At 40.4% G+C, this 16012-nt stretch carries 1 protein-coding gene; it reads left to right on the forward strand.

Going from position 1 to position 16012, the window contains the following annotated elements; translation table 11 throughout:
• Positions 1 to 107 precede the first annotated feature (107 nt).
• Complete coding sequence (locus Q0162_RS13100) at positions 108 to 15947, forward strand: T9SS type B sorting domain-containing protein (protein WP_297892591.1); 15840 nt, start codon at positions 108 to 110, stop codon at positions 15945 to 15947.
• Positions 15948 to 16012 lie beyond the last annotated feature (65 nt).

Consider the following 16012-nt stretch of genomic DNA (forward strand, 5'->3'; position numbering starts at 1 on the left):
GTAAAAATAATATCGTATTTTTGCGCGTGAAACCCTAATTGTGTCGATTTCTACACAGTTTTATTTTCAGTAATTAGCATTTTTAGAAGAAAATATTCATAATCATTATGAAAAAGTTTATACTATTACAATGTTTCTTTTTAGGGACTATAGTTAAATTGGTTGCCCAAGATGTATCATTCAATCCTCCTTTTTTTCAACAGACGGTAAAAGGGGATATGATAGTTGTAGGTAACTCTATATTGAATATAGGGAGTTATCCAGCCAATACACCTTATGTTGGTTCATATGGGCACAATGCACGTATAGATCTTAATTATATAGATGTAGATGGCGATAACAGCACATTTAATTCTAGTTCAGCCAATGTAGTTGAGCCATCATCTACTTGTGCTAAAAAAGTAGTAAAAGCCTATTTATATTGGGGGGCAGCCTATACAGAAGAGCGAGTAATCAATCAGAGTAATCCTTCTTTAGAAAAGGCGAAGTTTAAAAATGTAAAATTTAAGGTGGGATCAGGAGCTTATCATGATCTTACAGGGACTGTAATATATGATGGTGGTCATGAGGTAAGTTCTACATTAGGAGGAATACATGCTCAAAAAGCCTATGTATATCGAGCAGAGGTAACAAATTTACTTTCTAGTATTGGAGGTATTTATACAGTAGGGAATATTCAAGCGCCTCATGGTAAAGAAAATAGTGGGGTAGGTTATGCAGCAGGTTGGACACTAGTAATAGTATATGAAGATTTAGCTCGCGAGAGTCGTAATATATCCTTGTTTAATGGTTTTTCAGTAGTAAGGAATGGTCGTAATCCCAATATTAATATATCAGGATTTAAAACAGTACCTTCAGGTCCAGTAAAAGCCAAGATAGGTTTTGCAGCTTTAGAAGGTGAATTAGGGATAGCAGGCGATCAATTGTATATCAATGGCAAAAAGCTTACTTCAGTACCAGATAGAGATGGAGATAATTTTTTTAATAGTAAGGTAACAAATGAAGGAGGGGAGAATCTTAACAGAACCCCAGCATCAACGAATTTATTAGGATTTGATATAGGTATTTTTAATTTGCCAAACAACTCTAAAGATATTTTAGGGAATAATGCAACTACAGCTACTATTAGTCCTAAGACAGTACAAGATTCATATTATCCGTTTTTCTTTGCTTTCAATGTAGAGGTTATTTCACCTCATGTAGTAATAGAGAAGCGGGTATTCAATGCTGCAAATCAAGATGTGACCAATGCAACTACAGTACCATTTGGATCTTCACTTCGCTATAAAATACGCTTTAGAAACACGGGGAATGACCATGCTAAAGATTTAGTAATCACCGATGTATTTCCATCTAGTTTACAAAATAAAGTAACGGGTATCAATGTGCCATCAGGTGTTAATGTAACGGCCTACAACCCAGCTACTCGCGAAATAAAATTCCAAGTACCCAATAATTTAGTACAAAAAGGTAGTGCTTGGCAAGAAATCTCCTTTGGAGTACAAGTAGCCAATAGCTGTGATGATTGGCGCGACCCTTGTGCCAATGTAATAGAGAATAGTGCCTCGGCTACCTACAATGGAGTAGAGAACCCTACAGCCGAAGGATTTACCGCTAAGAGTTTTCCACAAACAACCTCTTGCGACTCAGGAACGGCAGCCCCCACCCTCTTCACAGTGGCTACCGATTTTAGTCAATGTGCATACAAGGAAACCATCACCCTTTGTCAAGCCAATGCATTGCTTACAGCCGCCGAAGGATTTGACAGTTATAAATGGGAAAAAGTCGAAGGTACGAATAAAGGTCAAAAAGGCACCTCACGAACTCTTACAGTCTCAGAAGCAGGCACCTATAAGGTAACAAAGGTCAAAACAGGTTGTTCTACAATGTATGAAATCTACGAGGTAAAACCTAATCCTGCTGAAAGCGATCATCCTATTCATAAGATGATTGAGAATAGACAAATAAATGGAGAGTTATATATATGTCCAGATACAGGTCAGTATTATCCACAGTTATATTTGTGTGGCGCTAATGCCTCTATCAATTTAAGAGTGAATGTTTCCAATGCAATAAACTTTGTTTGGCAGAAGAAAGGCAATTGCAACACAGCCGAAAGCAATCGTTTTAAAGAATGTCCACCAAGTCTTGAAGTGTACAATTGTAATTGGACAGATGTACATACAACAAATGGCACTACTACCCAACACTCATTCAATCAAGAGGGAGACTATCGTTTAGTAGTCACTTATAGTAATGGCTCAGGTAATTGTGTGGTATATTATTATTTCAAGATAACCAAGAACAATTTATCACCTAAGGCAGAAGTAACAGATATAGTATGTACAACAAAAGGTCGTATAACCATCAAAGATGTACCAGCAACAGGTTATCAATATGCTTTGTTACAAGGTACAACAACAATTACTAATTACCAAAATAATCCATATTTTGACATAAATAGTCAAGGGACTTATAGAGTTTTAGTCAAACAAACAGTTACAAAAACCACTACAGTTCCTTGTGTATTTGAGATAGATGGATTATATGTAAAGAAACGCGATCCTCAACTCAAAGTTACGGTTACGCCTATGGCATGTGCTAATAATAAAGGTAGCATGCGCATAGAACTCACCGATGCACCTTATACTCCTTATAGTATAGTAATCCGTACCAACAACCAAAGTGGAGGGACAGTAACAAAAGTTACTTCAGCATCATTGGTAGAGTTTACAAACTACTTCAATGCAGGTAGATATCATGTAAGTTTAGAAAACACCTATGGATGTAATGTAGCACAAACAGTAGAGGTAAAAAAGATAACCGAGTTAAAAGCTGTAGCTACAGTGCTCTCACCAATAATGTGTGGTACAGGGGTAATACGAGTTACAGCAAGCGGTGGAACTAAAGGCAATACCTACCAGTTTACTCGTGATGGTGCGACATATTATAACAATTTCACAGGAGATTACTATGATTTTACGGTAACTTCTCCAGGTACTTATAACTTTACTGTAGTAGATCAGAACAACTGTACAGCCCAATCTTCAGTATCTATACAAACACTACCGGCTCCTACTTTCACAATTACTGATGCCCTTACCAATTGTGGAGCAAATGCTAAAATTACTTTTAGTGAACCACAAAGTACAGTGAGTTATACCTATGAATATAGTATAGATGATATTACTTTCCAGTCGGGACGCGAGTTTATCAATCTTATGCCAGGAGGAATATATACCCCTACCTTGCGTTATAAATATGGTACTACAGCTTCTTGTACTATAATATCTACTCGCACAATGCGTACCGCTATCGCAGGAAGTCTTATTGCTTCAGCAGGAATAGAAAGGTTAGTAGGGTGTGGTACAGGTACTAATGAAGATAAAGCTTTGGTGCGCTTTTCTAATGTACAAGGAGGTCAAGAACCTTATTTGTATAATTTTGGAGATGGGGTATGGACAACCACTCGTGAACGTTGGTTAACTCCCGGCACTTACAATCTATCAGTAAAAGATGCTATTGATTGTGCCCGTACTAATTTGAATGTTGTCGTTCCTAATAAAATTACAGAACCTATTTTTACCCCTTTAATTAGTTATGATTGTTTAGGGAAAGGAACAGTTACTGTTGCTAATAATAAAGGTACTTATACCTATACTTATGAGTTAGATGGAGTCCCTAAAAATAATAATGTTTTTTCAAACCTTACACCAGGTATACACACAATTACAATTAAATATGCTGATACTAATCCCCCAACTAAAAATGTCCTCTTCTTAGAAGACTTTGGAGAAGGTAACGATCATGTTAAAACTCCTTACATAAATGGTGTGTATTTCTTCGAACCTCAAGATGGTGGTACAGTTCTTTATAATGGGAATGGAGGCACCAAAACACAACCGGCTGGTAGTTTTTGGCAAAATATAAATGATGGAGAATATGCTGTTACTAATAGAATGAATCCTAGCATCTTTCTAAATCCTGTAGACCATACTAAGAAAACAAATGGACGTATTTTGTTTGTTAATATTGGTAATTCTGCAGGTATTGCTGGTATTTTGTACCAACGTAAAATGGTTGATATCATTCCAAATAAGCCTATACGCTTCTCAGTAGCATTCTATAACTTAAATGGAGGCAATGGTGTAACAACAAATAGTACAGACCCTATTATTCGTTTAGAACTTTATAAAAGTGAGGCTGATATATTACTAGGTTCTTCCAAAGCTTTAGCCTTTAATCACATAGGAAATATACCTGGACATAAAGATGCAAATGACTGGAAAGAATATAATGTAGAATTAAACCCTGGTAATAATACCACTCTTTATGCAGTAGTACGTTCTTATAGTGATGTAATTGGTGGTAACGACTTAGCTATAGATGATATTTATCTCTACCAAGAACCTGAATCTTGCGGTTTTACTCATACACTTACCATAAACATAGATAATAACAAAGCCTTTGGAGTAGATCCAGCAACAGAAAAGGTTATTCAATCTAAGTGTTTTGGTCAGTTAGGAGAATATCAAGTTACATTAAAGAATGCTTCCTCTACTTATTATGTAAGTAAAGATGGAGGAGCATTTGTAGCCACGACAGGCAATCCTTTCAGATGGACTAATTTAAATGGAGGAGCGCATACAGTTAAAATTCGTGCAGAGCAAAACAATGCCAATTGCGAGGTAACTCGTAACTTTACCATTACAGTACCTTCTGATCTTACAGTTACTGCGGGTAATGTAATTTTAGGATGTAACGGAACGACCAATATCACAGCCATAGCAACAGGAGGTACAGGGACCAAACAGTTCTCATTGCGAAAAGGAGCTACAGTTCTTTTTGGTTATCAAAACTCACCAGTCTTTTCGGTAACCCAAATTGGCAGCTATACAGTATATGTACGAGATGCTAATAATTGTGAAAAAAATACGACTGTCAATGTGTTGAGTGCACCTACCCTTACCCTTACAGCTACGACCAATGCGACCAATAATAACTATTGTTTGCAATCAGGAGTTCAAGGGAAAGTAGAGGTAGAGGTACACACCTCAGATAATACGATTACTGCACCTTATGTATTCCAGCACAATGGAGTAACAAAATCGACCCAAAATACACCTACTTATATATTTAACAATTTAAATGTAGGGATTCATACCTTCACCGTCACAGATAAATACGGTTGTAGGGCTACCTATAGAGCCGAAATCAAAGCCCCCCTATCTATAGATGGAGGAATAGGAGCAACAATAGTAAAAGATATAACTTGTGACACACCACCTACCCATCAAGGTAAGATATCCTTGAAGGTAAAAGATGGTTATGCGCCGTATCGCTATATAGTGAAGAGAGCAGGCACAGTAGTCCAAACAATTCAAAATGTAGTAGGCAATACAGCTATTTACGAAACAGCTACCCCAGGGGTTTATACAATAGAGGTTAGCGATAGCAAAGGCTGTGTTATTACAGGAGCAGGTACATTGGTAGCCGCAGTAGCTCCTACAGTAACCATAACCACTACATCAATAGGCTGTTATGGAGCGAACAACGGAACTATCTCTCTAACAATTGTGGGAGGTAAGGCTCCTTATAAGGTATTTTTAGATACAGTAGATAAAGGAAGTCAACTTGTATTTACAAATTTAGCTGCTAAGAACTACATAGTAGAAGTAGTCGATGCTAATAATTGTAAGACTACTCAAAACGTAACAATTTCTCAACCAGCCAATCCATTACAAGCTTTTGCAGGGGTATCACAACTTATAGGTTGTGGAACAGGGACAAACAAGGATAAAGCAGAAGTAAGTATTACCAATCCGAGTGGAGGAACTGCACCTTATCAGTACAAATTTTCAGGTAACTACAGCAATATCAATAGAGGTTGGTTGCCAGCAGGCGTTCATACGGTATATGTGAAAGATGCCAATAGTTGTGAGTTAGCACTTACAGTTACAGTTACAGCTAAAATACCAGAACCTACAGCAACTACTTATACAGTTACAAGTTACGATTGTACAGGTAAAGGGACAGTAGTATTTACAGGAGTGCCTAATAACTACAATTATACTTTTGAGATAGATGGCAAAACAGCTACAGGCACTACAGCAACTATAACAGGCCTAGCTCCAGGTAGCTATACAGTAACGATTAGATATAAAGATGCCAATCCGCCAGCTTCAAGTATATTGATCCAAGATGATTTTGGAATTGGAGAAGATACTTGTAGTACTAATGTATCCCCTCAAATACAATGTGGTCCTGGTTTACCACCAACGTCAGGGCGCTATGTAATAGGTTCTAATAGCTCAGTATTTATACAATCACACCAAATGTATTGGTCAAATGCTAATGACCACACAAATCCTACCAACAATAAGTCAAGAATGTTGCTAATTGATATTGGAAATGTAGGTAATGGTGATGTATTATATCATAAAACAGTAAATATAAATGCTAATCGCAAGATTAAGTATAAAATGTTTGTGATGAATCTTGAAAAAGTAGGAATGGGAGGAGCTTTGCCAGATATTAAGATTCGTTTGGTAGATCCTATTACTAACGCACAGATAGGCCAAGAGCAAGATTATGGCACTATTGTAAGATCATCGCATTCTAATGATTGGCATGAATTCTCAGGAGAACTCAATCCAGGAAGTATCAATCAAGTACGTATTGAAATACGCACTAAGAGTTGGGCAGGAGTAGGCTGTGATATGGCAGTAGATGATATTTTTGTATATCAAGAGCCTGAATCATGCGAACAAGAGATCACAAAACAAGTAATAGTTCCTATGGGGAATGAGTTCAAGGCTAGTGTAGTGAGTCAAACCAATGCTTCTTGTAGGGGCGGAGAAGGGAAGGCGACCTTTAAGATAGAGAATTTAGGAGGTTCAGGTTATCAAATATTAGGGGTTAATGGAGGAGTTCGCTCAGGAGTAGGTTATAGCACAGCGATTACCACACCAACCTTTGAGGTAGATAATTTGAGAGTAGGTATCAACACGATAACCTTCAACAATCGCACTTGTTCAATAGTTCGTACAGTAACCATTACCGAGCCCGATCAGCTTACACTCACAGCTACCGTTAGTGAGCCAGCGAAATGTTCAAACAACAATAAGGCACGAGTAACGCTTACGGCAGGCGGAGGTACGCCACCTTATAAATACTACTATCAGTCAGGAGTTCATACACAAGTTCAAACCAGCAATATATTCACCGATGTATTGCCAGGCACACCTACTTTTATAGTAGAAGATAAGAATGGTTGTGTGGTAGCTTTACAAGGTGCATTTGTAGTAGCTACACCAACAGCAATAACATTAACGACATCAGTAACTACTTGTTATTCTAACAATAGTGATGGAGAGATAGGAGTTAAGATCAACAGTGGCAATGGCAACTACAAAGTAAGATTGAATCAGAATGCTGCTATAAGTTTAGCAGCAGGAGCTACGACCCACACATTCACAGGTCTTACCCAAGGCACATACAGTCTTACCGTTACCGATGGTTATGGTTGTAGTACCTCTACTCAAGTACGCATTTATCCATCACTGAATAGTACGGTAAGGGTAACCCATCAAAGTAGTTGTAATACTAGTGCTAAGATAGAGGTGATAGCCTCAGGAGGAGCTGGAATAGGTCAAATAGAATATGCTTATAAATTAGGCAATGCAGTTCCAATTAGTACAGACTATAATACTGTAGATACGAGCAAAGTGATTCCACAGTTCGCTACAGCCGTACAAACTTGGACCGTTTATGTACGTTCGGCCGGTTGCGTGAAAACGCATCAAGTAGTGATAAAGAAAGCAGATGATGTAACCTTTACAGCAGCGACAGTAACGCCTACTTGTCAAGGTTCAGCCACAGGAAATATAATATTGAAAGACATCAAAGGCGATGGTAACTTCAAGGTAAGTTATGGTAATGCAGGCACACCAGTGATAGCCACTTATGCAGGTATAACAACCAATACTTATACAATCAGCAATATTGTAGCAGGCGTTTACTCAGTAACGGTAACCGATAAATACGGCTGTAATGCGACTCAAAGTGTTACTTTAGCCGATATGCCAGCCCTTACAGCGACGATTACCTTATCAGCAACAGTAGGTGATTGTCTATCAATAGGTTCAGCAGCTACTCTTACCCTTACGATGGGTAATGACGCTTGGACCTCCTACCGAGCAGGTGGTAACCAGATATACTATGATATTAACAATAGTAATACTTGGCATCTAATGCCAAACAACCCGCATTACATACTTCCTTTATCAGGAGTAACCGAGCCAGGCAAAACAGTACAAATTCGTTTTGCAACACGTCCTAGTGCCACAGCACCTAATGTATGTAGTACAGCAGCGACGGCTTATGTAGTGCCACTTCCGTTAGGGGGCATTAGTGTAACTACCGATATCGATAGGTTCGCTTATAACTGTACAGCCGCAGGAACACAGTACTTTACAGCTACGGTAACCATAGATCCATCGGTAGGAAGAGCACCATTCCAATTCAATGTAAATGGAGGGGCTTATGAACCAGTATCAGCTACTTATTCACGTACTTACGTATTTACGGGCTTAGTGGTAGGTCGTACTTATACTTTTGGAGTAAAAGACGCTAATGGTTGTGAGAGTCAATATACAGGAGATATCTATGCCAATGTAGCCACACCAGCGATGACGGCAACATTAATAGCCAATCCAGCTTGTAATGGTCAAATGGGTCAAGCAACGATTAGAATCCATCGAAGCGCTGATTATACAGGTACTACTACGGGCACTACTTTTAATTGGGCGATATACGAAAAACAAGCAGGTTTACTTCCAGGTATTCCAACACCACACGCAGGTACAGCGGTGATGCCAAGAGCAGGACAAGATGCTACAACTATCTCCCCTACAGGGACTTACGCTTTAGCACCTAATAAAACTTACTATGTGATAGTAAAAGAAGGTACTAATTGTGAGTGGGGTAGTAGAGATCTTCACATCAGAGAGTTGGCCACACTTTCAGCCACAGTAGCACAAAGTGCAACGATCACTTGTGATAGTGATGGAGTTTTAGAGGTACAAAATCCTACTGGAGGCGGAGGAACTTACACCTATAAAGTAACTCCAATAACACCGGGAGTAACTTTTGGTGCCCCAATAGTAACAGGCACCTCTAGAGTACAGATAATCAAAGATAATATTGTGGCACCATCAATGCCAAAATATCCTAATGGAGCTTATAGTTTCCAAGTGAAATTAGAAATGGAAGACCAATATGGTTGTTCAGCTAATTTAGGTAACTATACCTTTATGGTAACACCATCGCCAGATATAGCAAAAACAACCATATTAGGATGTGCCGATGGTCAGTACACACTCACTATTGAGCCACAAGTCAAAATAGGCGCAGTGGGGGCAGTTGCAACAGGAGCAGAACTCAATGGTTATGAATACTCAATAGATGGAGGCTTAGATTACCAAAACAGCAATGTATTTGCAAACTTGGTAGCAGGCGCGTACGATGTACAAATCCGCGATAAATCTACAGGATGTATCGCAACCAAAACAGTGACTATTACCAATGCATTGGAGGCAGATATCTCCTTAAGCACACCATTGAGTTGTGCGGGAGCTGCAGCAGTAATCACTGTAAAAGTAGACAATGGTTCAGGCGACTATGAATATAGTTATACAAGTCCAGGAGGCGTTACAATAGGCCCTACTACGATTGCACAAACAGCAGGAGAGTATAAAACGACCTTCAATGTAACGACTGTAGGTGTGTATACGATAACCGTTAAGGACAATAATGCGTCAGGTAACTGTGGTAGTTATACTAAGACAATAACTGTACGAGCAGCCGAGCAGCCAGAGATTACCACATCGGTAAGAACAGTAACATGTTCAGGCAGTAACGATGGAGTGATATACCTTGCCGAGGTCAATACCACCTCAGTAGGAGCATTCTCTTATGCAGTACAAGGTCCAACAGGGGCAGTACCAGCAACCTCTATTGTCAATAGAGAAGTAAGAGGCTTAGCTGCAGGAGTTTATACCATTACAGTAACATCAGCTAACGGCTGTACCAATGTTTATACAGCGACAGTGAAAGAGCCTACAGCTCTAACTATAAGTAAAACACTTATAGAGAACACTAAGCAAGAGTTCAGTTGTGGTTTCTCAGGCGGTGTAGAACAAGCACAGATAAGAGTACCCAATGGAGCGATACAAGGCGGAATAGGTCCATATGCTATAGAGTACTTGTATGGTACGGTTTCAGGAACAGGCGATAGCTTTACAGTAGGTAATATAGCAGGAGGAACAATAACCATCACCGCTGTTGATGCCAATGGATGTAGCACCCAAACCTCAGTGGTGATCAAACCGTTCGAATCCTTCGATGTTGATAAGATCGACTTTGCGGTAACCACTACGGGAACTTGTAACGCGAGTGAAACCATTACCATTAGCGCTAAACAAAGTTCAGGAGCACCATTTACAGGTCAGTTGTTGTACTACCAAGGCGCAACCGCTCCTGCGGGAGTTATCACCCCAACAACAGGAGGCTGGCAAACAAGCAATAGCTTTACCATAGCACCTAATAACACCTATACATTCTGGGTAGCTAATAAAGTTACAGGTTGTATAGCCAGCAAGTTGTACATCTCTGCTAATCCAAACAACTTTAGCATAGTAAACCCACAAGTGAAGAATGTAGGTTGTAAAGGTGCCAACGATGGAACAGCCACCTTTACCCTTAGCAATACAGTAAATGGTCATGCTTATAATGTAACGGTGAGCCCATCAGCAGGAACCATAACCCCTGCCGCACCATTTACAGCAATGGGAACAACAGCTACCTTCAACATAGCAGGTTTAGCACCAAATACCTATACAGTAACAGTAAAAGACAATAATACAGCTTGTGAACAAACCTATAGCTTCAAGATAGAAGAGCCAACAGCGGCTATCACAGCAAGTGTTACAGTACATCAAGCCACTTGTGCGAGTGCACCTACTTACAACAGTGGAGAGATAGCTATAGAGAATGTAACAGGAGGTTGGGGTACTTATCAGTACTATATAGGTCAAGCAGCCGTAGGTTTAGAAGTGTGGACAAATACAAGTGTACGCACAGGCTTAACCCCAGGAACTTATAGAGTATTGGTAAAAGACAACAATGGTTGTGCTACAACACTTAGCAATACGGTAACGATAGCTACGCCAACAACTATCAGTGGTACACTTACGGTAACCAATGCGAACTGTACTAATGGTACGGGCGCTATAGGTGTGAGAAGTGTAACGGGAGGTGAAGGAGCGAACTACTTGTATCAACTCATCAAAGATGGAGTGGCTCAAGGCGGAGCTCAAACCAGCACCGAGTTCCAAAACTTAAGTGCAGGTACTTACCAAGTAGCCATCTCCGATTCTTGGGGTTGTACCACCACACTCACTCAATCAGTAACCTTGTACGAACCGGTAGAAGGAGTAGGCGTACGCTTTATCAAGCAAGTAACTTGTACACCATCTCCAGTTACAGGTGCGACAGTTAGCGTCACTTATACAGGAGGTAACTCACCAAGTTTGCGTTATACCCTTAAGAACACAGCAACAGGAGTAAGTAGTGTATCCACCACCAATGGATTTACTAATATACCAGCAGGTAATTATGAAGTATCGGTATACGATGTGGCAACAGGTTGTCCTACCCAAACATACACATTTGATGTAACCGATGCAGCAACAGTAAGCTTCACTCACACCACTACAGCAGTAAGCTGTAATGGCAGTAGTGATGGTAAGCTAAAAATTACCATACCAGGTAGCCAAACGCAAACTGATTATCAAATTAATATAGTAGGAATAGGATTCACGCGTAGCGAAACGGTCAATACTACCCCTAAAGATATAGAATTTGAAGGAATGCCAGTAGGCTCATATACAGTAACGCTCACCTCTTCGCGTAACTGTACAGCTACTCAAACGATAATTATAGGTGCACCAGCAGTCTTGATAGTGAGCAATACCACCACGGTAACTACCCACTATAAGTGTGATACTGATAACAATGCCCAACAAGCGATTATCTCGGCAGTAGCCCAAGGTGGTACACAACCTTATAAGTACAACTATCAAGTATTTGATGGTATAAGCACCACCACATCAGGCTGGATAAACAGCAGTGTATACAGTCTTACCAGTGCAGGTAGTGCTACCCAAACAGTGATAGTGAATGTAGAGGATGCCAATGGTTGTAGAGCAGTCTATACCCCAATGGTAGTACCACCACTACAACGCATCAGCGCGGTGAATGCTACCCGTATATCAACCTTGAGTTGTAATCAATCCGAAACGGTGAACTTCACTATAGTAGGAGGTAAGAACTTAGGTTATATAGTAGAGGTAACAGCCAATGGCAGTGTGGCAACCCCAACGCCATCAACCCAAACCCTTACAGCAGGAACAAATGTAGCAACGGTACACTTTAATGCTCCAGGTTACTATACGATAAAAGTAACCGATAGAGATACGGGTTGCTATGCAACAGTATCTCATACGGTAAATGAGTTTAGATCGATGGAAGTAACCGCTGCACAAAGCAAGCCAGTGAGTTGTGTAGGCGATAGCAATGGAGAAATCACAGTAACTTTCAGTGGTTACCAAGGCGCGATATCTTACCAAGCCTATGCAGTGAGTCCAGTACTTAGCCCAGTGGGTACATTACAAACTCAAATAGGCAGTCCCGATGCAGTACGTCGAGCAGTGATCAGTGGTTTGCCAAAAGGTAGCTATGTGGTAAGAATGACCCAAACCGATGCTCCTAATTGTACGGTAACCAGCACAGAGGTAATGATCTCCGAGCCAACCACAGCCCTTACAGCTTCAGTAACAGTAACTGATCGCATCAAGTGTGGAATAGGTCAAACAGGAGCCTTTAAAGTAGAGGCCACAGGAGGCTGGAGCAACTACGAGTATCGTTTGTCTCACAATGGTACAGCCCATCCAGTATATGGAACCTATACAAGCACCTCACTTTTCGAAGGCCTATCCACAGGAACCTATACAGTAGAGGTAAAAGATGAAAATGGTTGTGCAACAGTTGTAACTCAAGTGATGAGTGCCCCAGCACCTATAGATGCAACCGTAACAGCAACCCATGTAAATTGCTTTAGCGATCGTACAGGAGTTGTAAGAGTACAAAGCATTACAGGAGGCAGTGGTAATTATGTATATGAATTAAAAGAGAAAGGCGCAGCTATCGTAAAAGGCGCACAAACCGATACCACATTCACAGGATTAGATGCACGTGAATATGTGTTAATAATCACCGATGGTTGGGGATGTGAAGCCCAAATAGAAGTAGAGGTTACCGAACCTGCCGAACTTAATATAGTAGCCAGCATAGCCAGCCCGCTTACTTGTAATACCCCAGCTACTATATCGCTTGTAGCAACGGGAGGCACAGGAGCTTATACTTACTATCAAGTAAAAGGCGGAGCAACCACAATAGTGGGAAGTAGCGTTACGGTCAATGCTGCAGATGTAGGTGACTACGAGTTCTATGTAAAAGATGCTAATGGCTGTAGCTCTAAAGTATCTAATAAGATCACCATAGCCACTTTAGAAACCTTAGCCTTGCACATAAACACCGATGATGCCTTTGTGAAGTGTAACGGAGAAAGTTCAGCACGTATTACCTTCTCGGCAACCGGCGCTTTGGGTAACTACCAGTACAAGTTATATAAAGGCGGAGTTGCACAAACAGTATCAGCTACTCAAGTAAACGCCACCGACTGGGCATTCTCAGGCTTAGCAAGCGACACTTACCAAATAGAGGTAACCAGCGTAGATTGCGTGCAAACAGCTACAGTTAATATAGGTGAATCACCAGCCTTTATAGTAGCAACAGCTACAACCGATATCAGTTGTAACACAATGCGCGATGGAACTATCTCTATAACAGTAACAGGAGGAGCAGGCGATATACAATACGCTATCAGCCCACGATTAGATCGATTTGTATCCGAAGGTTATTTCACACGACTATCCCGAGGAGAGTACATAGTTAGAGCACAAGATAAGAATGGTTGTTTTGTAGACGAAATCTTCAAGATCAACGAACCTGATGTATTGAATGTAGTAATCGACAAGCAAACCGATGAGATATGCTATGGAGCAGGTGATGGAACCGTTTCAATTACCATTACAGGAGGTACCCAATCTTACAGTACCTCAATAGACGATGGAGCTTGGACAGTAGGTAAGACCTTGTATATAGGTTTATCGGTAGGTACACACACCATCACGGTGAAAGATGCACGTTCTTGTACAACACAAGTATCAGTAGAGATCAAATCAGGAGTAGATTTGCAACCTACCGCTACGGTAACTTATGGCTGTGGCAATAATGTAGTTGTCAATACTATCGACGCTACGGTAAATGCAAGTTATACAGGCGCAGTAAGCTTTAGTTTAGATGGTGCCGCACCAGTGAATTCAGGAAGGTTTACAGGAGTAACACCAGGAGTTCATAGTATTACCTTTGCTCACCTGAATGGTTGTACCACAACCCTTACAGTCAATGTAACCGCTTACAATAGTCTTACAGCCACCACGGCAACAAAAACCGATATGAGCTGTTATGGAGTAAATGATGGAACGATTACCTTTGCGGTAAGTGGAGCGACCAATAGCTATACATATACCATTACCCCAGAGGCAGGCACGTTCGATGCTGCAAATAGCCAATATACAGGCTTATCGGCAGGTACTTACGTAGTCAAAGTAAGATCTAATGGAGAGATCAATTGTGAGTTAGAACACAGTTTCACCATTATAGAGCCCGATTTGTTACAAGCTAGAGCCTCTACAGTATCCGAAACCTGCTATGGATTAAGCGATGGTCAGTTGATCTTCAGTATTCAAGGTGGTAGGGCCCCTTATAGTTATACGCTCAAATCAGCCTCAGGAGCAACGGTCAATATAGGAACCATAGCTACCGCAGGAGCAGTAAGCACCATAACAAACGTAGTAGGTGATTACATTTTAGAATATACCGATGGTCAGTGTCCACAATCCTTGCAGATAACAGTGCCATCAGCACCTAATCTAGATATTGTAGATGTTAAAGAACAGTTTAATTGTTCGGTAGTATCAACAACCTACACAACCAGCTATTTGCGTGTAGAGTTCTCACAAGCTGATGATAAACTCACCTCTAGCAATACCCTCTACTCAGTAGATGGAGGAGTTCAAAAACATCCATTCAATAGATTTGATGGTAAGTACGGTTATACCGATAATATATCAGCAGGACAATACACACTTACGGTATATTACTACTCAAATGTACCAGGAGCGCCACTCTGTGAACAAACTTGGGGTAGCACAGTGAGTCTAACACGTTATCGCGGTCTAGAACTCAAGGACATCAGTGATCCAAGAGCTATCAATAAGATAAAAGTTCAAGCAGTAGGCGGCAACTCATCAAGTTATAATTATACGTTCAATGGATATCAAGATGGCAGCAATGAGTATATGTTGCGATCTACCGACCCAACAACTCGAGTAGTAGGTAGAAAAGCTTACAAAACGGTAGTAGTAGAGGTAGTAGATGCTAATGGATGTAGTTCAACGCTCACCATAGAGAAAGAGTATATGAAGTCAGTACCACCAGATTTCTTTACCCCTAATGGTGACGGACAAAACGATGGCTGGGATCCAGATAGATATCGTAGTTATCCTAAATTAACAGTAGATATCTACGATCGTTACGGACGCTATATCACTAGTTTGCGTTCAGGCGAAACTTGGGATGGTCGTTATAACGGCAAAGAATTACCAACAGGTGATTATTGGTACATCCTTAAAACCCACGAAGAAGGTGAAGACGACCAAGAATATATGGGTCACTTCAACCTCTATCGAGCAGCCGATTAAAAAATATTTACTCAAATAATTAATGCAAAACTCCCTGATAGAATCTAATTCATCAGGGAGTTTTT

It is taken from the genome of uncultured Capnocytophaga sp. (genome assembly GCF_937936315.1).
Classification (GTDB): Bacteria; Bacteroidota; Bacteroidia; order Flavobacteriales; family Flavobacteriaceae; genus Capnocytophaga.